Annotated in this window: 23 protein-coding genes and 1 tRNA gene; 13 read left to right on the forward strand and 11 right to left on the reverse strand. The window is 71.0% G+C overall.

All coding sequences use genetic code 11. From position 1 onward, the window contains the following. Positions 1 to 64 precede the first annotated feature (64 nt). Complete coding sequence (locus tag Dsi01nite_RS52010; RefSeq protein ID WP_373318960.1) at positions 65 to 1,045, forward strand: site-specific tyrosine recombinase XerD; 981 nt, start codon at positions 65 to 67, stop codon at positions 1,043 to 1,045. Here Dsi01nite_RS52010 and Dsi01nite_RS52015 read toward each other — a convergent pair. After that, positions 1,027 to 2,187 carry an NAD(P)/FAD-dependent oxidoreductase gene (locus Dsi01nite_RS52015; RefSeq protein ID WP_203853946.1) on the reverse strand — a complete coding sequence of 387 codons (1,161 nt, stop codon included), beginning with the start codon at positions 2,185 to 2,187 and terminating at the stop codon, positions 1,027 to 1,029. The genes Dsi01nite_RS52010 and Dsi01nite_RS52015 overlap by 19 nt on opposite strands. A gap of 60 nt (positions 2,188 to 2,247) precedes the next feature. Here Dsi01nite_RS52015 and Dsi01nite_RS52020 point away from each other — a divergent pair, with 60 nt between their 5' ends. Continuing rightward, entirely contained in the window at positions 2,248 to 2,841 is a 594-nt protein-coding gene (locus Dsi01nite_RS52020) for a TetR/AcrR family transcriptional regulator (protein WP_203853947.1), read from the forward strand. Between the two features lie 195 nt (positions 2,842 to 3,036). Further along, the gene (locus tag Dsi01nite_RS52025) at positions 3,037 to 3,255 is read left to right on the forward strand and encodes a hypothetical protein (RefSeq protein WP_203853948.1); all 219 of its coding nucleotides are present in this window, start codon (positions 3,037 to 3,039) and stop codon (positions 3,253 to 3,255) included. A gap of 372 nt (positions 3,256 to 3,627) precedes the next feature. Here the strand turns inward: Dsi01nite_RS52025 and Dsi01nite_RS52030 are convergent, their stop codons facing one another. The 3 genes from Dsi01nite_RS52030 to Dsi01nite_RS52040 form a co-directional block, all read right to left on the reverse strand. Then, positions 3,628 to 4,869 carry a hypothetical protein gene (locus Dsi01nite_RS52030; RefSeq protein WP_203853949.1) on the reverse strand — a complete coding sequence of 414 codons (1,242 nt, stop codon included), beginning with the start codon at positions 4,867 to 4,869 and terminating at the stop codon, positions 3,628 to 3,630. Then, positions 4,799 to 5,488 (reverse strand): SigE family RNA polymerase sigma factor, encoded by a 690-nt coding sequence (locus Dsi01nite_RS52035; protein ID WP_203853950.1) that lies wholly within the window; start codon positions 5,486 to 5,488, stop codon positions 4,799 to 4,801. The genes Dsi01nite_RS52030 and Dsi01nite_RS52035 overlap by 71 nt, the downstream gene beginning before the upstream one ends. A 103-nt stretch (positions 5,489 to 5,591) precedes the next feature. Beyond that, positions 5,592 to 6,860 (reverse strand): serine/threonine-protein kinase, encoded by a 1,269-nt coding sequence (locus tag Dsi01nite_RS52040; RefSeq protein WP_239137067.1) that lies wholly within the window; start codon positions 6,858 to 6,860, stop codon positions 5,592 to 5,594. A gap of 169 nt (positions 6,861 to 7,029) precedes the next feature. Here Dsi01nite_RS52040 and Dsi01nite_RS52045 point away from each other — a divergent pair, with 169 nt between their 5' ends. The 4 genes from Dsi01nite_RS52045 to Dsi01nite_RS52060 all read left to right on the forward strand — a co-directional run bounded on the left by Dsi01nite_RS52045 (position 7,030) and on the right by Dsi01nite_RS52060 (position 11,194). After that, a complete protein-coding gene (locus Dsi01nite_RS52045) occupies positions 7,030 to 7,965 on the forward strand; it encodes a ParA family protein (protein ID WP_203853951.1) in 936 nt (311 codons plus the stop codon). A gap of 19 nt (positions 7,966 to 7,984) precedes the next feature. Beyond that, positions 7,985 to 9,019 (forward strand): segregation and condensation protein A, encoded by a 1,035-nt coding sequence (locus Dsi01nite_RS52050; RefSeq protein ID WP_203853952.1) that lies wholly within the window; start codon positions 7,985 to 7,987, stop codon positions 9,017 to 9,019. A 548-nt stretch (positions 9,020 to 9,567) separates the two neighbouring features. Then, the gene (gene scpB, locus Dsi01nite_RS58040; protein WP_373318961.1) at positions 9,568 to 10,392 is read left to right on the forward strand and encodes an SMC-Scp complex subunit ScpB; all 825 of its coding nucleotides are present in this window, start codon (positions 9,568 to 9,570) and stop codon (positions 10,390 to 10,392) included. Next, on the forward strand, positions 10,379 to 11,194 hold the full coding sequence (locus Dsi01nite_RS52060; RefSeq protein ID WP_203853953.1) for a pseudouridine synthase: 816 nt from the start codon (positions 10,379 to 10,381) through the stop codon (positions 11,192 to 11,194). The genes scpB and Dsi01nite_RS52060 overlap by 14 nt, the downstream gene beginning before the upstream one ends. Positions 11,195 to 11,197: 3 nt before the next feature. On the opposite strand, the gene Dsi01nite_RS52065 is transcribed toward Dsi01nite_RS52060, so the two are convergent. Next, positions 11,198 to 11,968 (reverse strand): ABC transporter permease, encoded by a 771-nt coding sequence (locus tag Dsi01nite_RS52065; protein ID WP_203853954.1) that lies wholly within the window; start codon positions 11,966 to 11,968, stop codon positions 11,198 to 11,200. Then, positions 11,965 to 12,900 (reverse strand): ATP-binding cassette domain-containing protein, encoded by a 936-nt coding sequence (locus tag Dsi01nite_RS52070; protein WP_203853955.1) that lies wholly within the window; start codon positions 12,898 to 12,900, stop codon positions 11,965 to 11,967. The genes Dsi01nite_RS52065 and Dsi01nite_RS52070 overlap by 4 nt, the downstream gene beginning before the upstream one ends. Before the next feature lie 63 nt (positions 12,901 to 12,963). Here Dsi01nite_RS52070 and Dsi01nite_RS52075 point away from each other — a divergent pair, with 63 nt between their 5' ends. Then, on the forward strand, positions 12,964 to 13,941 hold the full coding sequence (locus Dsi01nite_RS52075) for a helix-turn-helix transcriptional regulator (protein ID WP_203853956.1): 978 nt from the start codon (positions 12,964 to 12,966) through the stop codon (positions 13,939 to 13,941). Positions 13,942 to 13,943: 2 nt separating this feature from the next. Here the strand turns inward: Dsi01nite_RS52075 and Dsi01nite_RS52080 are convergent, their stop codons facing one another. Next, positions 13,944 to 14,504, reverse strand: a complete 561-nt coding sequence (locus Dsi01nite_RS52080) for an NADPH-dependent FMN reductase (protein WP_203853957.1) — start codon at positions 14,502 to 14,504, stop codon at positions 13,944 to 13,946. 92 nt (positions 14,505 to 14,596) lie between these two features. Here Dsi01nite_RS52080 and Dsi01nite_RS52085 point away from each other — a divergent pair, with 92 nt between their 5' ends. The 3 genes from Dsi01nite_RS52085 to der all read left to right on the forward strand — a co-directional run bounded on the left by Dsi01nite_RS52085 (position 14,597) and on the right by der (position 17,320). Further along, the gene (locus Dsi01nite_RS52085; protein WP_203853958.1) at positions 14,597 to 15,121 is read left to right on the forward strand and encodes a MarR family winged helix-turn-helix transcriptional regulator; all 525 of its coding nucleotides are present in this window, start codon (positions 14,597 to 14,599) and stop codon (positions 15,119 to 15,121) included. Positions 15,122 to 15,196: 75 nt separating this feature from the next. Further along, a complete protein-coding gene (gene cmk / locus Dsi01nite_RS52090; RefSeq protein WP_239137069.1) occupies positions 15,197 to 15,868 on the forward strand; it encodes a (d)CMP kinase in 672 nt (223 codons plus the stop codon). A gap of 39 nt (positions 15,869 to 15,907) precedes the next feature. After that, on the forward strand, positions 15,908 to 17,320 hold the full coding sequence (der, locus tag Dsi01nite_RS52095) for a ribosome biogenesis GTPase Der (RefSeq protein ID WP_203853959.1): 1,413 nt from the start codon (positions 15,908 to 15,910) through the stop codon (positions 17,318 to 17,320). Positions 17,321 to 17,785: 465 nt separating this feature from the next. On the opposite strand, the gene Dsi01nite_RS52100 is transcribed toward der, so the two are convergent. Together Dsi01nite_RS52100 and Dsi01nite_RS52105 are read right to left on the reverse strand one after the other, a co-directional pair. Beyond that, positions 17,786 to 18,250 (reverse strand): response regulator transcription factor, encoded by a 465-nt coding sequence (locus Dsi01nite_RS52100; protein ID WP_203853960.1) that lies wholly within the window; start codon positions 18,248 to 18,250, stop codon positions 17,786 to 17,788. A gap of 94 nt (positions 18,251 to 18,344) precedes the next feature. Next, positions 18,345 to 18,758 carry a VOC family protein gene (locus tag Dsi01nite_RS52105; RefSeq protein ID WP_203853961.1) on the reverse strand — a complete coding sequence of 138 codons (414 nt, stop codon included), beginning with the start codon at positions 18,756 to 18,758 and terminating at the stop codon, positions 18,345 to 18,347. 106 nt (positions 18,759 to 18,864) lie between these two features. Between Dsi01nite_RS52105 and Dsi01nite_RS52110 the strand changes: the two genes are divergently transcribed. Further along, positions 18,865 to 18,938 (forward strand) — tRNA-Pro (locus tag Dsi01nite_RS52110). Between the two features lie 953 nt (positions 18,939 to 19,891). Next, complete coding sequence (locus Dsi01nite_RS52115) at positions 19,892 to 21,319, forward strand: hypothetical protein (protein ID WP_203853962.1); 1,428 nt, start codon at positions 19,892 to 19,894, stop codon at positions 21,317 to 21,319. Here Dsi01nite_RS52115 and Dsi01nite_RS52120 read toward each other — a convergent pair. Both Dsi01nite_RS52120 and Dsi01nite_RS52125 read right to left on the reverse strand, forming a co-directional pair. Then, positions 21,261 to 21,896, reverse strand: coding sequence for an integrase (locus Dsi01nite_RS52120; RefSeq protein ID WP_239137071.1), 636 nt, complete (start codon positions 21,894 to 21,896; stop codon positions 21,261 to 21,263). The two genes, Dsi01nite_RS52115 and Dsi01nite_RS52120, sit on opposite strands and share 59 nt — an antisense overlap. A gap of 189 nt (positions 21,897 to 22,085) precedes the next feature. Further along, entirely contained in the window at positions 22,086 to 22,412 is a 327-nt protein-coding gene (locus Dsi01nite_RS52125) for a hypothetical protein (protein ID WP_203853963.1), read from the reverse strand. Positions 22,413 to 22,579 lie beyond the last annotated feature (167 nt).

The following is a 22,579-nucleotide window of genomic DNA, read 5'->3' on the forward strand; positions in this document are numbered from 1 at the left end:
TGACGACGTGCCCGTGGACGCCGCTGGGCTGAGCGAGGCCGTCGACGTGCCCGTGGATGCCGTGGTGCCGAGCAAGGCCGCCGCCGTGCCCGTGGACGCCGCTGGGCTGCGCAAGGCCGTCGACGTGTACCTGGACCACCTCACGGTCGAGCGGGCCCTCGCCGAGAACACCCTGGCCTCGTACCGCCGCGACCTCGACCGTTACGTCGACTGGCTGGCCGCCGGTGGGATCGGCGACCTCGCCGACGTCGGGGCGCGCGACATCGCCGGGCACGTCGCGGCGCTGCGGGCCGGCGACCTCCAGGACGGCGGCGAGCACCCGGCGCTGTCGGCGTCCTCGGCGGCCCGGGCCGCGAGCGCGGTGCGGGGACTGCACCGGTTCCTGCTCCTGGAAGGGCTCGCGCCGACCGACCCGTCGCGGGACGTGAAACCGCCGTCGCTGCCGAAGCGGCTGCCGAAGGCCCTCGACGTGGACCAGGTGTCGCGCCTGCTCGCCTCCGCCGCCGACGCCGGCCCCCTCGGGCTGCGCGACCAGGCGCTGCTGGAGTTCCTGTACGGCACCGGCGCCCGCATCTCCGAGGCCGTCGGCATCGCCGTCGACGACCTCGACCTCACCGGCACCCACGGCCTGGTCACGCTGCGCGGCAAGGGCGGCAAGACCCGCCTGGTGCCGATGGGCAGCTACGCGCGGACCGCGATCGACGTGTACCTGGTGCGCGCCCGGCCGACCCTCGTCGCCAACGGCACCGGCGTGCCGACCGTGTTCCTCAACGCCCGCGGTGGCGCGCTGTCCCGGCAGAGCGCGTGGACGATCCTGCGCAAGGCCGCGGTCCGGGCGGGGCTGCCCGTCGACGGGCCGCACGGGGTGTCACCGCACACGCTGCGGCACTCCTACGCCACGCACCTGCTCGACGGCGGCGCCGACATCCGGGTCGTGCAGGAGCTGCTCGGGCACGCCTCGGTGACCACCACGCAGGTGTACACCCTGGTCACCGTCGACAAGCTCCGCGAGGTGTACGCCACCGCTCACCCGCGCGCCCGCTGAACCAGGATCCGCGCCACGTTGGAGGGCCGGCGGAAGGTCCGCACCGGCACCGTGCCGGCGAACACGCCGAGGAACTGCTCGACGCTGTCCTGACGGCGGGCGACGGCACGCAGGAACAGGGCGTCGAAACGCCCCGGTGGCCGCAGGGCCGCGAGGCCGGTGGTCAGGTCGAAGATCGGCAGCCGTGTTTCGTCGCGGATCCGTTGGTACTCCTCGCCGGTGCCGCCGTCCGCGATGGTCGACGCCACGAGCTCCGCGTCCGCCAGGGCGTTGCCGATGCCCTGCGCCGTCACCGGGTCCATGACCAGGCCCGCGTCGCCGGCCAGGAACCAGCCCGGACCGTGCGCCCGGCGCACGACGTTGGGCAGGTCGACGGTGGTGCGCAGGCGCTCGACCCGCCGGCCGTCGCGGACCCGCTTGCCGAGGTCGCCGAAGCCGTCGACGGTGTCCAGCAGGTGCCGCTCGGGGTCGGTGCGCCAGGTGCCGAACTCGGTGCCGGGGGCGGCCGCGTACACCATCGTCAGGCCGTCGTTCGTCGGGAACGCGGCGACCGCCCGGCCCGGCCGGTGGTAGAGCTCGCCCACGGGCTGGTCGAGGCCCTCCCAGTAGGAGTAGCTGGCGACGGTCCGCGGCCCGACCTCACGCAGCACCGGCGCGGCGACCTCCTTCGCCACCAGGGAGTGCTTGCCATCGGCGCCGACGACGACCGGGGCGCGGTGCTCGGTGCCGTCGCGGCCGCGGATGCCCGCGACCCGGTCGCCGTCCCGGATCAGCCCGCCGACGTGAAACCCCTCGACGACGTCGGCGCCGGCCTCGCGGGCGGCGTCGACGAGCACCTTGTCCAGGACGGTGCGGCGCGGGCTGCACAGGAGCCCCCGCGCCGGGAACCGTCCCGCGAGGACCGTGCCGCCGACGTCGAAGCGGACCCGGTCGGTGACGGGGGTGCCGGCGGCCAGCAGCGTGTCGAGGAGACCCCAGCGCTGCAGGCGGGCGACCCCGGCCGGCTGGATCTGATGGGTGGACAGGGTGTCGCTCGGGAAGCGGGCCCGGTCGACCGCGAGGACCCGCAGCCCCCGCCGGGCGAGGAGCATGGCGGTGGCAGCACCGGCCGGTCGCGCGCCGACCACGATGACGTCGTACACCCAGCTATGCCAACACGTGTTGACTAGAGTGTCAACGGCTGTTGGCCTATGGTTGTGGGCATGAATGACGTCCAGCCGCCCGCCCGCCGTTCCGATGCCACCCGCGCCGGGATCCTGCGGGCGGCGCGGGCCCGGTTCGCCGCCGACGGCTACCAGCGGGCCACGATCCGCGCGATCGCCGCCGACGCCGGCATCGACCCGTCCATGGTCATGCGGTACTACGGCAACAAGGCCCAGCTCTTCGCCGCCGCCGTCGACGTCGACCTGCGGATCCCCGACGTGGCCCGCGTCCCGCGCGATCGGCTCGGCGAGACCCTGGTCGCGCACTTCATCCGGCGCTGGGAGGGCGACCCGGCCGACGACGCGCTGCTGACGCTGCTGCGCTCCGCAGCCACCGACGAGTCCGTGGCCGAGCGGCTGCGCGGCATCTTCCGCGAGCAGGTCGCCCCGGTCGCCCTCGCCGTCACCGCCGACCCCGCGGAGGCGGCGCTGCGGGCCGGGCTGGTCGCCACGTCCATGCTCGGCCTGGCCCTGTGCCGGCAGATCCTGATGCTGCCACCGATCGTCGCCGCCGCCCCCGACGTCCTGGTCGTGCAGGTGGGGGCGACGGTGCAGCGCTACCTCACCGGGCCGCTGGGAGGCGTGTTACCGTAGGCGCATGCGTTTCTGAGCCCATCGACGCCGCGCGTGCCGCCGCGACCCTCCTGCGAGGGTCTGCCCGCGGCCCCCGTTGTGGGACTCCCGCTTCGTTCTCTGCGCGGCTGACGACTGTCCATGCTCCTGCGAGGCCATCCGCACGCCATCCGCGGACATCGAGATCCGCGACAGTTCATCCGCGAAGGAGACGCCATGCCTGCCGCTACCGCAGACAACCAGCCCGACAACGAGTCGACCCAGGTCGCCGAGGCCGAGACCGAGGCGCCCCCGCTGAACCCCCTCGAGGCGATCCGCCGTGCCCAGGCCAACCGGGCCCTCCCCCCGGGCGTGCAGCAGCACGGCGGCGGCAAGGGCGCCGGCGGCAAGGGCGGTAAGGCGAAGCAGCCCCGCATGTACAACCGGCACAAGTAACCCGCCCGCCGTCGCGGGGCGCCCTCGTTGACGAGGCCGCCCCGCGACGTTTTTACGCGGCGGCTCGGGACCTACGTCCGGATTCCAGGCCGCCCGCCTTCCGGATCACGCCGATTGGACGGTGACTTCCCCGGCGCGGTCCGTGCGTGATCTGACGTCGCCGCGCCGTTGATCGAGTGTCGCGTGCCGGCCATCCACGACGCGGGCGTTGAGCAGCCCCGGCCGGCCGCACGGCCACCGCGCGACTTCGATCGCCGGGACGGTCCGCCCGGAGCGGAGCAACCCCGAATCGGATGCCCTTTCATCGTGATCCGGAAGACCTCGTGCGCTCCTGGGTACGCGAGGTCTTCCGGATCATGGGGACAGCCGGGGTCAGGAGGCGAAGGTGTCGGTGGCCGGGGGCCAGTTGGTCGGGTCGTCGGGTTGCTCCGCCGTCATGGACTTCAGGATCTGGGCCAGCTCGGTCGAGGGGATCGCCTGCTGGCCGAACGTGTCGACCTGGACGTAGAACTGGCCGTCGCCGAGCAGGGCGGAGCAGGTGCCGCTGCCCTGCTGGCAGGACGACGCGCCGATCTTGTCGCGGGTGCGCGGGTCGGCGACGCCGAGGGTGAGCACGATCGACGGGTGCTCCTCGAGGTCGACCGGCATGGTGAACGGTGGCACCAGGGTTTTGGGCGAGAGCCACACGACGGACAGGTTCGTCGTGTCGTAGGAGAACTTGCGGGTGCCGACCGCGATCATCCGGTAGTTCTTCGGGGTGTTGCGCAGGCGGACGCCGACCGGGAAGGCGCGCACCTCGCCGGCGGGCAGGTCCTCGGCCAGGGCGATGAGCTCGTCGCGGGTCGGGGCGGTCTCGAACGACGACCAGTAGATCGCCGCCCAGGCGCCGGGCAGGTACTGCCAGGCGATGGTCGGCACCGCCGGGGTGACGCAGCAGCCGTCCTTGCCGGTCGCGGACGGTGGGGCCAGCGAGCCGGCGTAGCGCAGCAGGGCGGTCTTCCCGGCGACCTGGAGCTTCTCGCCGCCGGTGAACTGGGTCGGGTCGAAGGCGTCGACGTTGTACACGACGAGGCGCCCTTCGCGGGGCGCGGCGCGACCGCTGGCCGCGCTGCTCTGCTTGACGCCGGGGGCGGTGGCGGGCGCGGAGCCGCCGGGGGCGGCCGCGGTGCCGGTGGGGACGGCGGGGCGTCCGGTCGGTGAGGTGGACGGCCGGGGGTCGCTCACATCGATGGTCGACTGCTGGTAGCCGGCGGTGACCAGGTCCGGGTCGCGCACCACGAACCGGCCGGACGTGTAGCCGGTGTAGTTGGTCTCGAAGGCGCCGGCCGGGGTGAAGTCCGCCCGGCGGGCCGGGGACTGGGACACGTCGGCGAGGCCGGGGTTGCCGTTGGGGTCGACGGTCGGGGCGAGCGTGGGCGGGGAGATCAGCACGACCGCCGCGGTCGCGCCGGTGATCACCGCGGCGACGCCGCCGGCGACGGAGGCGAGCAGGGTGGTGCGGCGGCGGCGCCGCGCGAGCCGGCGACCGGCGGCGGTGATGTCGTCAATGCTGAGTCGCGGTGGCGGTGCGTCGTCCCTGGCCGCCGCCAGCAGACTGTGCAGGTCGTGATCCATGCCCTTCCCTCCTGTTCTCCATCTCGTGAGCGCCGTGCGCCGGTCGGGCGTGCCGGCCCGGGCCCGGGCCGGCAGCGGGCCGGGCGCCGGATCCGGTGAAGAGGCCGGGGACGCCGGGGTCGTCGTCGTCGCGCGGTTCCGCGCCGAGCAGCGCGCGGAGGGCGGTGAGCCCGCGGGCGGTCTGGCTCTTGACGGTGCCCGGCTGCCGGCCGAGCACCTCGGCGGTCTCCTCAACGCTCAGCCCCTCGTAGTACCGCAGGACCAGCACGGCGCGCTGGCCGGGGGCCATCCGGGCGAGTGCGGCGCGGACGCGGATCCGCTCGTCGACCTGGTCGGCGTGGTCGGGGCCGGGCAGCTCGGGCAGGCTGTAGCCCGCCGAGCGCTCCTTGCGCCGCCACGGCCGGCGGCTCTCGTCGACCAGGGCGTGCACGACCGCCCTGCGCACATAGGCGAGGGGCGTGTCGACGCGCTTCCAGTGCACGTAGAGCTTCGCCAGGGACGAGGCGACGGCGTCCTCCGCCGTGTGCCAGTCCCCGCACGTCAGGTAGGCGAGCGAGCGCAGGCCGTCGAACCGTGCGGCGACGAACTCCCGGAACTGCGCTTCGTCGTCTTCGTTCACCCGTTCGGGCTCCCTTCGTCGCGGGGTAGACGAAGCCCCGGGACGAAGGGTTGCACGTGGGTATGACGAAAAATCACCCGCGTGGCGAGATGTGGCCGACCGGCTACCCGGCGGAGGCCGAGGTGGCGACAGGGGGTGTCGAGGCGCCGCCGGTCGGTTCGACCGGCGGCTGCGTCGTCGGGGCGGGCGGCTCGGTCGTCGCCGGGGGAGGCGCGGAGCTGGAGGTCGCGGCGCTCGGCGAGGCGGACGTCGACGCGCTGCTCGACGGCGCGGATGTGGTACGGGTGGCGCCCCCGCCGCCCGGAACCGGGCCCGACGTCGCCGGCGCGGCGGACCGCGAGGCGCTCGGCCCGCCGCCGGGCGTGTCCTTCTTGCCGTTGTCGCCGGTGAGCGCGATGAGGGCGATGATGACGCCGCCGGCAACGGCGAGCAGGGCCGCGCCGACGGCGACCGGGATCCATCCGGGTCTGGAGGGCGACGGTGCCCGGTTGGCCGGGGGCACCGCGGCTCGGCGGGGCGGCGCCGGCACCACTCCCGGCTCTTGATCTTGAAGGGTGTGATCCTGGGCGGCGCGGGCGGCCGCGGCGAGGGCGGCGGCCGTCGGGAAGCGGTCCTCGGGGTCCTTCTCCATCGCCCGCTCGACCAGCGCGCGGACGCTGCCCGGCAGGTCCGCGGGCAGCGGCGGCGGGTCGTCCTGCAGGTGCTTGATCGCGATTTCTAGGGGTGAGTTGCCGGTGAACGGCGGGCCGCCGGTCAGGCAGTGGTACGCGACCGCGCCGAGCGCGTAGATGTCGGTCGACGGCGCGATCGGCTTGCCGGACGCCTGCTCGGGCGACATGTACAGGGCGGTGCCGATCACCGCGTTCACCTTGGTGACCGAGGTCACGTTGGAGGAGCGGGCCACGCCGAAGTCGACGAGCGTCACCGCCCCGTTGTCGCCGACCAGGAGATTGTTGGGCTTCACGTCGCGGTGGATGATGCCGTTGCTGTGCGCGGCGTGCAGCGCGTCGGCCGCCTGCGCCACGATCGCCATGGTCTCCTCGGCCGACAGTCCACCCTCCCGAGTGATCCGCTCGCCGAGCGGCCGGCCCTCGACGAACGCCATGACCAGGAACATGGTGCCTTCGGGGGTCTCGCCGTAGTCGTAGACGCCGACCACGCCCTTGTGCCCGATCGATGCCATGATCCGCGCCTCGGCCCGGAACCGGCTGCCGAACTCGGCGTCACTGGTCAGGCCCGGCAGCAGCACCTTCACGGCGACCGTCCGGTTGAGCGTCTTGTCGGTGGCGCGGAAGACCTGCCCCATGCCGCCGCTGGCGACGAACTCATCGAGGCGGTACCTGTCGCCGAGCACGTCCCCTGGTCCCAACACGACGATGACCGTACCCAACGACGGCACTCGCGACACGCCGGGCGCGCGGAGTGGGGTATGTACCCTGCAGTGACGTAGAGTCGGGCAACGGCCGTCCCGCTTCCCCAGATCGCCGACGACGAATCGGCCCCGGGTGGAGATGAGCCGCCGGGAGGGGCGAAGAGGTTCGATGACAGGCATGGGCGACCAGGCGGAGTCCTGGACTACGCAGATGCGCGCCGAGCAGGCATCGCTCGACCTCGGCGCTGAGCTCGGGCCGGCGGATCCGACCGCCTACACGATGCGCAAGCCGATCCCCGAGCCGATGCCGATGGACCGGCACGGCCCGGCGCGGATCATCGCGATGGCCAACCAGAAGGGCGGCGTGGGCAAGACCACGTCGACCATCAACCTGGGTGCGGCCCTCGCCGAGTACGGGCGGCGGGTCCTGCTCGTCGACTTCGACCCGCAGGGCGCCCTGTCGGTCGGTCTCGGCGTGAACCCGCACAACCTCGACCTGACGATCTACAACATCCTGATGGACTCCGACGTGACCGTCGAGGACATCCGGATCAAGACGGACATCGCGGGCCTGCACCTGCTGCCGGCCAACATCGACCTGTCGGCGGCCGAGATCCAGCTGGTCACCGAGGTCGCCCGGGAGATGGCCCTGGCCCGGGTGCTGCGACCGGTCCTGAAGGAGTACGACTACATCCTGATCGACTGCCAGCCCTCGCTGGGTCTGCTCGCCATCAACGCGCTGACCGTCGCGCACGGCGTCATGATCCCGCTCGAATGTGAATTCTTCTCACTTCGTGGCGTGGCCCTGCTGCTGGACACGATCGACAAGGTCCGCGAGCGGCTCAACTTCGACCTGGAGCTCGAGGGCATCCTCGCCACCATGTATGACAGCCGCACCACCCACTGCCGCCAGGTGCTGCAGCGGGTCGTGGAGGCGTTCGGCGACAAGGTGTACCAGACCGTCATCACCAAGACCGTCAAGTTCCCCGAGTCGACGGTCGCCGGCGCGCCGATCACCACCCTCGACCCGTCGTCCTCCGGTGCCCGCAACTACCGGCAGCTCGCCCGCGAGGTCATCGCCCAGCAGGCCGAACGGCGGTTGTAGTAGCGGTTTTCCGGACCCTTTGCGCTACGGTCTTCCGGTGACCGACCCTGCCGCCGTGGACGCCGCGTCGGCGCCCGCCGTGGATGCCACGGCCGCGCCCGCCGTGGATGCCGCGGCCGCGCCCGCGGGATTTCAGGTGCGGCTGGCCAACTTCACCGGCCCGTTCGACCTGCTGCTGCAGCTCATCGGCAAGCACAAGCTCGACGTGACCGAGGTCGCGTTGCACACCGTCACCGACGACTTCATCGCATACATCCGCGCCATGGGCGACGACTGGGACCTCGACGAGGCATCGGAGTTCCTGGTCGTCGCCGCCACCCTGCTCGACCTGAAGGCCGCCCGGCTGCTGCCGTCCGCCACCGTCGAGAACGAGGAGGACCTGGCTCTGCTCGAGGCCCGCGACCTGCTGTTCGCGCGGCTCCTGCAGTACAAGGCCTTCAAGGAGGCGGCCGCGCACATCGCCGGCCTCGAATCCATCGGCTCCCGCCGCTACCCGCGCTCCGTGTCGCTCGAGCCGCAGTACGCCGAGGCCCTGCCCGACCTGGTGCTCGGCGTCGGCCCGGCCCGGCTGCTGAAGCTGGCGCTGCGGGCGTTCACCCCCAAGGCGGACCCGCCGCTGGTGTCGATCGCCCACATCCACATGGTCCGCGTCAGCGTCCGCGAGCACGCCAACATCGTCCGTGACCGGCTCATCGAGCAGCGCGAGGCCACGTTCAGCGCCCTGTGCATCGACTGCGAGTCGACCCTCGAGGTGGTTGCCCGGTTCCTGGCGCTGCTGGAGCTGTACCGGGAGGACCTGGTCTCCTTCGAACAGGTCCAGGCGCTCGGGGAGCTCATCGTGCGCTGGACGGGCCCGGACGACGTGGCGGCGGCGGTGATCGAGGTCGAGGAGTACGAAGGCTCGCCCGCCCCACCGGACACCGCGGCCGCCCCGCCCGATCCCGACGCCGATGTGGCGGAGGCCGAGGATGGGGTACGCGATGACGAGCCGGACGTATCGGATGAGCCGGACGTGAGTGTGGAAGCCGGTCGGGACAGCGAGGTGGACCAGTGAGCCAGGACGAGCAGTCGAGGTCGCTCGCCGACCAGGCGGCGAGCTGGGTCCCGCCCTGGGCGCGTGTCGAGCCCGCCGCCCCGGATCCGGTCGACGGGCCGGCCGGGGAACCGGACGAGGAGTCTGCGGAGGAACCGGTCGAGGAGTCGGTCGGGGAACCCGCTGAAGTTGACCTTGGAGAGTTTGACTCGCCAGGGGCGGACAAAGTCTCCAAGGTCAACTCGCCCCCGGTCGAGCCGGTCGAGGGCGAGCCGGTCACGGACGTCGAGCCGGAACCCGGGCCGGTTGCTGAGGCGGCACCCGAGCCGGACGCGGAAGCCGAGCTCATCGTTGCGGCCGGGCCTGACGTCGAGGCCGCACTGGTGGTCGAGCCCGAGCCGGTTGCCGAGGTCGAACCGGTCGCCGAGGTCGAGCCGGTTGCTGAGGTTGAACCGGTTGCTGAGGTTGAGGCCGAGCCGGAGCCGGTCGTCGAGGCTGAGCCGGTTGCCGAGCCCGAGCCCGCGCTGGTCGCCGAGGTCGAACTGGTTGTTGAGGTTGAGGCCGAGCCCGTGCCGGTCGCCGAGGTCGAGCCGGTTGCTGAGGTTGAGGCCGAGCCGGTCGCCGAGGTTGAACCGGTTGCTGAGGTTGAGGCCGAGCCGGAGCCGGTCGTCGAGGCTGCGCCGGTTGCCGAGCCCGAGCCCGCGCTGGTTGCCGAGCCCGAGTCCGAGCCCGAGCCTGCGCTGGTTGCCGAGCCGGAGGTCGCGGCCGCGGCTGGTGGCGAGGCGCTGTTCGACCTGCCCGCTCCCGCCCCCGTGCCCGTCGAGGCGGCGCCGGTCGTCGTGGAGATGTCCGACACCGAGCTGCGCGGCGCCGTCGAGGCGATCCTGCTCATCGTCGACGAGCCGGCGACCGAGGTCACCCTCGCGCAGGTGCTCGACCAGCCCGTCGACCGCATCCGTGGGGTCCTGGAGGACGTCGCCCGGCAGTACACCGAGCTCGGCCTCGGCTTCGACCTGCGCCGGGTGGCCGGTGGGTGGCGGTTGTACACGAGGGCGGAGTTCGCCCCGTACGTGGAGAAGTTCGTGCTCGACGGGCAGCAGATCCGGCTGACCCAGGCGGCCCTGGAAACACTCGCTGTGGTCGCGTACAAGCAGCCGGTCACCAGATCGCGCATCTCGGCCATCCGCGGTGTCAACTGCGACGGGGTGGTCCGTACGCTGGTGACGCGGGGTCTGATCGAGGAGACCGGCAGTGAGCCCGAAAGCGGGGCATTCCTGTACCGGACGACGTCGTTGTTCCTGGAGAAACTCGGCCTGGACAGCGTGGATCAGTTGCCGCCGCTCGCCCCGTTCCTTCCCGACGACATTGATGAGATCGCCGATGCCCAGCGTTGACCCGTCCACCAGCCCGTCCACCAGCCCGGCCGAGTTCGAGGGCTCCGCGTTCGACGCGCCGCCGGACGCGGTGCGGCCACGCAACGAGGAGCGGCTGCAGAAGATCCTGGCCGCCGCCGGCCTCGGGTCGCGGCGCAACTGCGAGCGGATGATCGACGAGGGGAAGGTCACCGTCAACGGCAAGGAGGCCACCCTCGGCGACAAGGCCGACGCCGCCCAGGACGTCATCCACGTCAACGGGTCGCGCCTGGTCACCGACACCCGGATGGTGTACCTCGCGCTGAACAAGCCGGCCGGGGTGGTGTCCACGATGGACGACGACAAGGGCCGCGAGGCGCTCGCCGACTACGTGCCCAACATCAGCACCCGGGTCTTCCACGTCGGGCGCCTCGACCTGGAGAGCGAGGGCCTGCTGCTGCTCATGAACGACGGTGGGCTGGCGCACAAGCTGATGCATCCCTCGTACGAGGTGGCGAAGACGTATCAGGTCGAGATCGCCGGGCCGGTGCCGCGGGCGATGGGCCGCGAGCTGAAGGCCGGCATCACCCTCGAGGACGGCCCGGCGAAGGTCGACTCGTTCAAGGTCGTCACCGCGTACGGGAAGGTGGCGCTCGTCGAGGTCGTCCTGCACGAGGGGCGCAACCACATCGTGCGGCGGATGTTCGACGCGGTCGGGTTCCCGGTGCAGCGGCTGATCCGCACCCAGATCGGCCCGATCCGGCTCGGCGATCTCCGCCCGGGCAGGACCCGGCACCTGTCCCAGGCGGAGATCGGCGCACTGTTCAAAGCGGTGGGCGAGTAACCGTCAGGTGCTGCGGCGCATCGCCCGGATGCCGACGGCCAGCCCGATGATCGCCGTGGCAGCCGCGGCGATCGCGCCCCAGAGCACGGCGCGGTCGTCGACCGTACCCGCGAACAGGAGACGCTCGGCGGTCACCATGTGGGCCAGGGGGTTGAAGTGTGAGGCGACCCGCATCCACTCCGGCCCGGTCTCCAGGGGCAGCAGCATGCCGGACAGGATCATCAGCGGGAACAGCAGCGTCTGCTGCACGACCCAGAACATCCAGTCGTTGCGGCGCACCGCGACGGCCAGGGCGTAGCTGAGCGAGCCGAGGCCGACCCCGAACACGGCCAGCAGGGCCAGGCCGAGCAACGCGCCGGTGGGGTACAGGTCGAACCCGAACGGCAGCATGACCAGCACCACGATGACCGCCTGGCCGGCGAGGGGGACCATCTCCTTCAGCGCCCGCCCGACCAGCAGCGCGTGCCGGGCCAGGGGAGTGACGAGCATCCGCTCGTGCGCGCCGGTGATGAACTCGCCGAGCAGGTTCGCCCCGACGGTCGACGTGCCGAACAGGGTCGTCATCACCAGGATCGCCGGCACGAACCACTGCCACACGTTGCTGCCGAGCCCGTTGTCCTGGCCGCGCAGCGAGCCGACGAGCAGCGGCCCGAACAGCGCCAGGAACACCAGGGGCTGGATCATGCCGAAGATCAGCGAGAACGGCGAGCGCAGCAGCGGCCGCAGCTCGCGGGCCGCGACGATGCCGACATCACGAAGTGCCAAGGTGCTCATGCGTGCTCCCGGAGGTTGCGGCCGGTCAGGGACAGGAAGACGTCGTCGAGGGTCGGTCGTTGGATTTCCGCGGTACGCACAGCGCCCGGGACGGAAGCGATGAGCTCCGGCAGTGCCGCCGGGCCGTCGCTGACGCGAACCTCGACGGTGTCCGCGGTCTCGGTGAGGTCGCGCGCGCTGGGGAGCGCGGCCGCCGCCTTGGCCAGCAGCGGCAGGTCGCCGGTCAGGATCAGCCGGTCGCCGGCGAGTTTCGCCTTCAGCGCCCGCGCGGTGTCGTCGGCGATCACCTCGCCGTGGTCGACGACCACGACCCGTTCGGCCATGGTGTCGGCCTCGTCGAGGTAGTGCGTGGTGAGCACGATCGTCATCCGGTGCTCCTCGCGCATGCGCAGGATGTGCTGCCAGAGGTTCGCCCGGTTCTGCGGGTCCAGGCCCGTGGAGGGCTCGTCGAGGAACAGCAGCCGCGGCGCGTGCACCAGACCGATCGCCACGTCCAGGCGGCGCCGCTGCCCACCGGACAGGTCGGACACCTTGCGGTCGCGCTGCTCGGTCAGGTCGAGGGCCTCCAGGAGCTCGTCCGTGCGCCGCGCGGCGGCCCTGCGGTCGAGGCCGTAGATGCGGCCCTGGGTGCGCAGCTCGTCGCCGGCGCGGTGGATGTGGCCGGCGCCGTTGCCCTGGCCGACGTATCCGATCCGCCGGCGGACCTCGGCCGCAGCGGTGGTGACGTCGTGCCCGGCGACCGTGGCGGTGCCGCTGGTCGGTGCGATGAGCGTGGTGAGCATCCGCAGGGTGGTGGTCTTGCCCGCGCCGTTCGGGCCGAGCACCGCGACGAGCTCGCCGGGGGCGATGTCCAGGCTGATGCCCCGCACGGCGTGCACCGTGGTCTTCCGGTTGACGACGAAGTCCTTCGTCAGTGCTCTCGTCTGAATCATGCTGCCGACATTGCCAGGAGATGCGGACAGCTTCTGTCCTGAACGGCGGGCGATACTGGACGCATGTTGGAGACCTCGGCCCGCCTGCTCGCCCTGCTGTCGTTGCTCCAGGCACGCCGCGACTGGCCGGGCCAGACCCTCGCCGAACGCCTCGAGGTCAGCCCGCGCACGGTCCGGCGCGACGTGGACCGGCTCCGTGACCTCGGGTATCCGGTGCAGGCGACCCGCGGCCCGGACGGTGGGTACCGGCTCGACGCCGGCTCGGAGCTGCCGCCGCTGCTGTTCGACGACGACCAGGCGGTCGCGGTGGCCGTGGCGCTGCAGACCGCCACCATGTCGGTCGAGGGGGTGGAGGAGGCGGCCCTGCGGGCCCTCGCGACGGTGCGGCAGGTGATGCCGGCCCGGCTGCGCCAGCGGGTCGACGCGTTGCAGGTGACCAGGGTGACGAAGACCGGCTGGCAGCCGTCCCGGGTCGACACCTCGGTGCTCCTGGCGATCGGCCAGGCGGTGCGGGCGCGGGAGGTGCTGCGCTTCGACTACGCCGGGGTGCGCGAGCTCGCGGCCGGGGCCGCGGGGGAACGGCGGCGGGCCGAGCCGTGCCACGTGGTGACGTGGGGCGGCCGGTGGTACCTCATCGGCTACGACCTGGACCGCTCGGACTGGCGCACGTTCCGGGTCGACCGGATGACGCTGCGCACCCCGAACGGGCCCCGCTTCACGCCCCGGCCGCTGCCGGCGGCGGACGTGGCGGCGTTCGTGGCGGAGCGGTTCGAGGGGCACGACCCGCTGCCGTGCCGCGGGCAGGCGATCATGCACGCGCCGGCGGCGGCGATCACCCAGTGGGCCCGGGGACAGGCCGTCGTTGAGGTCGTGGCGCCGGACCGGTGCCGGGTGAGCACCGGGTCGTGGTCGTGGACGGGGCTCGCGGCGTGGTTCGGGATGTTCGACGTGGAGGTCGAGGTGATCGGGCCGCCGCAGCTGCGGGAGGCGACGGCGGCGCTGGCCGCCCGGTTCGCCCGGGCGGCCGCGCCTTCGTCCTGACGTCAGCCCTTGCGGACCGTTTCGAGGGCCTTCGTCCAGCTGACCGTCTGGTCGAGCACGACGTTGAGGTTGCCCTCGTGCTGCGGGCCCGGCTTGAAGCTCGAGAAGTTTTCGAAGTCGGTGAACAGCGACAGCGCCACCTGCGCGCGCACGTCGGCGATCTGCAGCTCGCCCGCGATCAGCCGCAGGTGCTCGACCGCGCGGGTGCCGCCCGCGGCGCCGTAGCTGACGAAGCCGGCCGCCTTGTTGTTCCACTCGCCGTAGACGAAGTCGATCGCGTTCTTCAGCGCGCCGCTGGTGGAGTGGTTGTACTCCGGCGTCACGAACACGAAGCCGTCCAGCTCGGCGATCTTCGCGGCCCACTGCTTCGTGTGCTCGTTGGCGTACATCCCCTGCGACGCCGGGATGGCCTCATCCAGGTGCGGCAGGTTGTAGTCGAGCAGGTCGACCAGCTCGAACTCCGCGTCCGAGCGGCGGCTCGCGATGTCGTAGACCCACTTGGCCACCGCCTCGCCGTTCCGGCCGGGACGGGTGCTGCCGAGGATGATTCCGATCTTGGTCATTGCACAACCTTTTCGTCGTCATGGGTGACGTGTCACCGACACAGTAGCTCAGTCCGACGGTGACGTGTCACCCATGACGGTAGAGTTGTGGTGTGACGGATCCGGCCTGGCTCGACGAGCGGGAGCAGCGCGCCTGGCGCGGGTTCCTCGCCGTCAACGCCGCGGTCCGGAGCCGCATCGCCCGGCAGCTCCAGCAGGAGACGGGCCTGTCCAGCGCGGACTACGCGGTGCTGGTCAGCCTGTCCGAGGCACCCGGCGGCCGGCTGAGGGTCTTCCAGCTGCGGGTCGCCGCCGACTGGGAGAAGACCCGGCTCACCCACCAGATCACCCGTATGACCAGCCGCGGCCTGGTAGCCCGGGAGCCCTGCGTGGACGACCCCCGCGGCGCGTTCGTCGTGCTCACCGAGGCCGGCTGGGACGCGATCACCGGCGCCGCCCCGCTGCACGTCGCGCACGTGCGGCGCTGGTTCTTCGACGCGCTGCGGCCCGAGCAGGTCGAGGCGCTGCTCGACCTCAACGACACCGTCCTGGGTCACCTGCGCGAGGCCGACCGCACCATGGGCGTGCCGTGTCCACCGTGCGATGTGCCATCATCCTGCGACGACGTCCTCCCGTGAGGTAGGGCCATCGGCGGGTCAAGTACTGTCGAACAGCACTGGTCATCGGGGTGTCATCGGGGTGAAGGAGTCGGCGTGTCAGGGACTAGCGGCCAGTTGGTGGTTGCCGTCGATGGGCCCTCAGGCTCCGGCAAGTCCACGATCTCCCGCCGGGTGGCACAGGCCGTCGATGCCCGCTACCTGGACACCGGCGCCATGTACCGGGCGGTGACCTGGGCCGTGCTGCGCGACAACGTCGACCTCACCGATGCCGAGAAGATCCACGCCGTCGCGGCGAACGTCACCCTCACCATCGGGACCGACCCGGCCGAGCCGCACATCAGCGTCGACGGCGTCGGCGTCGACCGGGAGATCCGCGGCGCCGAGGTCACCCAGGCCGTGTCCGCCGTGTCGGCCGTCCCCGGGGTGCGGGCGCTGCTCGTCGCCCTCCAGCGCGAGCTCATCGCCGAGGCGCCCCGGATCGTGGTCGAGGGCCGCGACATCGGCACCGTCGTCGCTCCGGACGCCGACCTGAAGGTGTATCTCACCGCCTCCGCGGACGAGCGCGCCCGGCGCCGGAGCACCGAGAACGCCGCCAACCAGGCCGCGACCGCAGCCGACCTGGCCCGGCGTGACAGACTTGACTCGACGCGCGCCGCGGATCCGCTTCGCCAAGCCGACGACGCCGTTGTGCTCGACACCACCACGCTCGGCATCGACGAGGTGGTCGAGCGCCTCCAGCGGATGCTGGACAAGGTCACCGCATAAGGCGAGCGCCGGCCCCCCGGCCGTGAACAAAGGACCCCCGTGAGCCCTGAGGCATCCGCAGGTGCCCGCGTCGACGCTGACGTCGACCGTACCGAGGACGTCGACCTCGGCGTCGACGACGTCGAGCTGAGTGTGCCGATCGTCGCCGTCGTCGGCCGGCCCAACGTCGGCAAGTCGACCCTCGTCAACCGCATCCTGGGCCGCCGTCAGGCGGTCGTCGAGGACGTCGCCGGCGTCACCCGGGACCGCGTCGCCTACGACGCCGAGTGGACCGGGCGGCACTTCACCGTCGTGGACACCGGCGGCTGGCTGCCCGACGCCAAGGAACGGGCCAAGGCCATCGCCACCCAGGCCGAGATCGCCACCCAGACCGCCGACGTGGTGCTGTTCGTGGTCGACGCCACGATCCCGCCGACGGCCGACGACGAGGCCGCCGTCAAGATGCTGCGCCGCAGCGGCCGCCCGGTGATCCTGGTCGCCAACAAGGTCGACAACGCCCGCATCGAGGGCGAGATCTCCAGCCTCTGGGGACTCGGCCTCGGCGAGCCGTTCCCGATCTCGGCCCTGCACGGCCGCGGCGCCGGCGACCTGCTCGACAAGATCCTCGCCGCGCTGCCCGAGGCGAAACCCGCCGTTCCGCGCGAGGCCGGCCCGCGCCGCATCGCACTCGTCGGCCGGCCCAACGTCGGCAAGTCCAGCCTGCTCAACAAGCTGGCCAAGGAGGAGCGGGCGGTCGTCGACTCCGTCGCCGGCACCACCGTCGACCCCGTCGACAGCCTCGTCGACTTCGGCGGCGAGACCTGGCACCTCGTCGACACCGCCGGCCTGCGCAAGCGCGTCTCCCACGCCAGCGGCACCGAGTACTACGCCTCCCTGCGCACCAACGCGGCGATCGAGGCGGCCGAGGTGGCGATCGTGCTCCTCGACGCGAGCGAGGTCATCTCCGAGCAGGACCAGCGGATCATCACGATGGTCATCGAGTCCGGCCGCGCGCTCGTCGTCGCGTTCAACAAATGGGACCTCGTCGACGAGGACCGGCGCCACCAGCTCGGCAAGGAGATCGAGCGCGAGCTGCGCCGCATCCCGTGGTCGATCAAGGTCAACGTGTCCGCCCTGACCGGCCGGGCCGTCGACAAGCTCGCCCCCGCGCTGAACAAGGCCCTGGAGAACTGGGAGCGTCGGGTCCCGACCGGCCAGCTCAACCAGTGGCTCACCGCCCTCGTGCAGCAGACCCCGCACCCGATTCGCGGCGGCCGCGCCCCACGCGTGCTGTTCGCCACGCAGGCCGGGGTGTCACCGCCGAAGTTCGTGCTCTTCACCACGGGCGTGCTCGACCCCGGCTACGTCCGGTTCGTCGAGCGCAAGCTCCGCGAGGAGTTCGACTTCCTCGGCACCCCGATCCACATCACCGTGAAGCCCCGCAAGAAGAACAGCCCTCGCGGGAAGAAGTAGCCGCCGGGGACGACCTGCGGGGCAGCAATGCTTCCGTGGCGACGGCCACGACGACCAGCACGGCGAAAACGGTGAGTCCCATGCCCGCGAGTTCGACCGGTGCGCGCCGGACCTGAGGCCCGCACCGGCGCCGCACCCGGGCTGCTGCCGGTTCGCTTTCCTGCGGCTTCGGCCTGTGGTTCTGGCCTGTGTTCGGGCATGGTCGATCTCAGGCTGCGCCGAGCGGCACAGGTCTGGGACTCACCGATCTCGAACCCGGCGAGCAGCGTCGCGTCGCGGAACGGCTGCGACGACCTGACCGGCCCAGGTGCTGCGCGCGCCGTAGGCCTCCGCCGTGCGGCAGTGCATCCGCAGGTGGTCGCGCAGCACGCCGTCGCCGACTCCCGCCCGAACGTCGTGCCGGACACGCCCTTGAGCACGTCCGCCTCGAACCGCGACGCGTCCGGCACCACCGTCCGCTGGAGCTCACCACTGGTAGCTGCGACCCAGGTCGTGTCCGGTGTTCGGGTCGACGGGCGTCGGGTGCACCCGCAGCAGCGACTGCACACTGCGCAGCAACGCATCCGGGCTGAACGGCTTCACCATGTGGTGCACGGCCCCCGCCATCACCCCGCTGCGCACGACGTCCGGCTGCGACAACGCCGACAGCAGCATCACCGGGATCTGCGCGGTCTCGGGGTCGCTCCGCAGCTGCTCGCACGCGCTCAGCCCGTCCTGCCCCGGCATCATGATGTCGAGGATCACCAGATTGGGCAGGCACGCCACCGCCGCGTCGACCGCGGCCAGCCCGTTGTCCGTCTCGATCACCTCGAAGCCGGCCTTCACCAGCTTGTACGCCACCATCCCCCGCAGATCCGGGTCGTCGTCGACGACGAGAATCCGGGCGGTCTGCGCCTCTGACGCGATGCTTCCGGCGACGGCGATGCTCATTGGGACGCCTCCTGTGTGTTGAGGTCTCCCAGACTCACCCTCCCCGGCTGCGCTTCAGCGGCCACGCGGTTGCCTGACGGTTGTGTGCCCCGGGTCACCCCGCGCTTGCGGGCCCGCTGACCGGTCCCAGCAGATCCCACCGGTTACCGGCGACGTCCTTGAAGACGGCGACCTGGCCGTACACCTCGGAGCGCGGCGGCCGCACGAACTCGACGCCGGCCGCGGTCATCCGCGCGTAGGTGGCCGTGAAGTCCTCGACCTGCAGGAAGAATCCGACCCGGCCCTTCACCTGCTCGCCGATCGCCTCGCGCTGCTGCTCGCCGTCGGCCCGCGCGATGAGCAGCCCGGTGCCCCCGCCGGGCGGCCGCACCACGACCCACCGCTTCGGCTGCCCGTCGGTGGTGGTCGAGGGCTCGTCCTCGACCAGCTCGAACCCCAGCACTTCGGTGAAGAACGCGATCGCCGGGTCGTACTCCTCCACCACGATCGTCACGAGATCAAGTCGCATCCCCGCACCCTAGAGCGTGTCCCGCCGGGACGGGGGATACTCCCGCGCGACGCGGTGAGGGGATGCGCTAGTCTGTAGCGGCTGCTCCGGACGGTGTCCGGATGCACGGGACGTAGCGCAGCTTGGTAGCGCACTTGACTGGGGGTCAAGGGGTCGTGGGTTCGAATCCCGCCGTCCCGACACTGTGAGCTGGGAATATTCAGGCTCATGATGTACACATTGGACAGTTCTTGTTAGCGCGCGCTAACGGTGGCGCTAACAATAATTCGGCCAAACCGGGCAGAATGCCCTAGTCAACGCCAGGTTCGTCCCTTTTGCGCACATCGCACTTGACGCACAATCAAGTGCTGTCAGTGTTGCGGGGTGCCATCCGTTAGCGTTCCGTTTGCGGTAGATGTTCACCGATCGCACCGGCCAACCACTGCGGCCGAACAATGTCCGCGTCAACGCAGGACGCCGCCGCCAACGACCTCGCCGATCTAATCGCACCAATCGAGGCTGTCACGCATCTCGACGATCGTTGGTTGCCGACCGCAGTCTGAACGCCAGCAGACCCAGCGAACTCCTCCCCTTCGCGCGCAAGGTCAGCGAGCTGATTTCAGCAGCGAGGTATCGATTGGGGCGACACGCAGATTTCAGTCCTGTTTGGACAGTGGGTCGGGGGCTTGGAGTCCTTGGTGAAGAGGTCTCACCACAAGCGCCGTTCTACAGTAGGACTCCACTCCACGTGATTGCCAGTCGTGCCCTGCTCGACGTGCCACGCGAACCCCCTCCGCCGCGTCGCCGGACTGCTGCGCGCCGACCAGCGCGCCCGCGGCACTCGCACCGGAACCAGGGCATCGACCTGCTGGCACCACCACCAACGTCAAGGCAACACCATCGGCGCCTGGTACCCCGCGGGAAACACCGAAACGTCGGCGGCAACGTCCAAGCGGTCACGCGACCCGACGGCCTACCGATCTGGACCTCACCGGTCTCGCCCGGACACCGCCAGGATCTGACCGTCGCCGACGTCGCCATCGACGACGACGACGCCGAGTGACTATCACCGTCGATCAACATGTCGGGACGGTCTGACCAACCGGCCGAATGGGCTAATCGATTCCAGCAATGTCTAGTTCACGCTGGCTGCCATGGCCCGTCTTGCCCAAGTGATCCACGAGCACAGCGAACAGTTCTTGCCCGCGTTCGCCCGGCTGGTCGCGCCCGCGGAGGGGCAGTCGCAGGGGTACTCGCCGCTGCACTTCGAGTTGGTCGGGCGCTCACCTCAGGCGGCGGGCGGAGAGCGGGAGCTGGGCCGCTGGTCCGGGTTCGGCGGCTGCTCGTTCGTGGTCGGCGAGGACGGGCGGCCGCTCGACGGCGCCGCGGCCCGCACGACCGGTAATGTCCTGCCGTTGTTCCAGGGCCACGTCGAGCTGCTGTTGACCGACCGTCGGCTGCTCGCCGTGATCACCGAGGGGCAGACCGCCGTCGGCAAAGTAGGCGGCGACACCGGCCAGTTGCTCGCCCTGGTGTTCCCACTGGAGCGGATCGAGTCCGTCGGCGTGGAGAAGCGCCTGGGCGCGTTCGGCGGCGAGCGCGAGGGCCGGCTGAGCATTACAAACATTCAGCATGTCGTCACGCTGTACCTCGACGAGGCGCGTCCGGGCACGAAGCGCAGCATCCTCGAGGCGTTGGTCGCGCCGGTTGTGGTGGCGCGCCGCCCTACGGCGGGGGCGCTTGAAGCGGTGCAGCTCGCGGCCGTCGAGCGCGGCGACCGCGAGGACGACGAGGGCGAGTACGTCGTACTGTTCCTGCACCCGCACTCCGCCTTGGGCGATGTCACGACCATCCAGCCCTGCCCCAGCACGGACCCGGCCGAGCTGGCCGGTAAGGCGATCGAGCTGCTGGCTCCACGGCTGCCGGGGCTGGCCGACGCGGATGGGGACGCGCCCGCCCGAGCCCTCTACGACGTGGCAGCCGACGCGCTGCGCGGCTTGGGGGAGAGCGACGCCTTCGTGGAGTTCGCGGCGAACCCGGTCAACAGCAGCCTGGTCCGCCGGATGCTGCAGGGCGCCGCGCGCGACGACGCCGGCTTGGCCGAGCGGATCGCGGCGGCAGTGGCGGCGGTACCGCAGCAGCCGCCGACCTGGCACCAAGAAGTGACCCACGGTGGCGCCGCCCCGACGGCCATCCGACCCGACGTCCGCGTCCCTGCGCCGGTGACCGGCCAGCGCAAGGGCCCAAGCGGCGGCGTCCTGGTGGCCGTGTTCGTGGCGGTCACCCTGTGCTCCCTCGCTCTGCTCCGTTGGGTGTCCACATGGAACTTCGTCGTGCTGTTGATCTTGCTTGCCGCCCTCGCTGTCGTCGTAGTCAACGTCATGTCGGAAAAATTCGCCGACTGGGCTTTCGAGCCGTTTATGCGGCGAGCGCGAGAGAAGGTCGGTAAGCCGATTCAAGACCCTGAGACTGGTGTCGAATATGTGCCGTGGCAGCACCGTCCACTCAGTCGGCAAGCAACGCTCATCCTGTTACTGGCCGCAGTGGTCGGACTTGCTCTTCTGCGGCTCTGGCTCGGTTGACCGTGTACGTGCCGAAAACCTCGTCCGTGCAGCTCAGGCAGCATGTTCGTGCTGATGGAGGATGCCGCCGAGTCGATCGCGTCGTCGGATGTCCAGGTGGTCCGGTTCGGTGATCGGTTGGGGAGCGGGCGTAGGGGCGCTGCGGCGTGCGGTGGGTCCGGTGTCGGTTGTAGAACGCCTCGTACTCGTGGAGTGCGTGCAGCAGGTGGGCCTGATGCACGATCAGGATCCGGTCGAGGAGTTCGGTTCTGCATGAGCGGACCCAGCGTTCCATGATCGCGTTCATGCATGGTACTCGGACACCCGTCTTCGTGATCGCGATGCCTTCGTCCTTGAGGACCGCGCCGAAGGTGGCCGTGTACTTGCTGTCGCGGTCCCGAATCAGATACGTCACCGTGGTGCCAGCGTCTTGGAGGTCCATGACCAGGTTCCGGGCCTGTTGTGTGACCCAGGCGCCGGTCGGGTGCGCGGTGACACCCACGATGTGGACTTGGCGGGTGGCCAGCTCGATGAAGAACAGTACATAGATCCGTTTCAGCAGCACGGTGTCGACGGTGAAGAAATCGCAGGCCATCATCGTGTGGGCCTGCGCGGTCAGGAACTGCTGCCAGGTCGGTCCCGTCCGACGTGGTGCCGGGTCGACGCCGGCCCGGTGCAGGATCTTCCAGACCGTGCTGGCCGCGATCCGGTACCCCAGACGCGCCCGCTCACCTGCACGCGGCGATGACCCCAGGTCGAGTTCTCCACGGCCAGACGCAGCACCAGCTCACGGAGCTCCCGATCGACTGGTGGCCGGCCGGGACTCGCATGTGGATACGTCCAGTGCCGGGCGATCAACTGCCGGTACCAGCGCAACAGCGTGGCCGGAGCGACGAAGAACGCCGCCCATTGCGGTCGGGGGCAGTAGCCGCGACAATGCCGCCAGCACCACCCGATCCGCAGGCTGCAGGTCGGGGCGGTACACCTGCCGACGCAGCACCGCCACCTGATGCCGCACCAGCAGTTCGATGTCCTTCGCGCCGCCGTCCCGGGCGAACTGGGTCAGCATCTGCAGGATCTGCCGTAGGAGCAGGTACACCAGCGAGGCTGCCACGCCCTAGATCATCCCAGCTACCCCGGTAGCTGAGCCACGGACGAATCCGCACGTCACAGCCTCCGAACCGAATTTACGAGCCGCACAAGTACCGTCCCGACCTCCTCACCGGCTTCACCACAGGTACCGGCCTGGACTTCAACCCGCCATAACCCCAGCGATGAAAG

It is taken from the genome of Dactylosporangium siamense, assembly GCF_016862795.1.
GTDB classification, from domain to species: Bacteria; Actinomycetota; Actinomycetes; order Mycobacteriales; family Micromonosporaceae; genus Dactylosporangium; species Dactylosporangium siamense.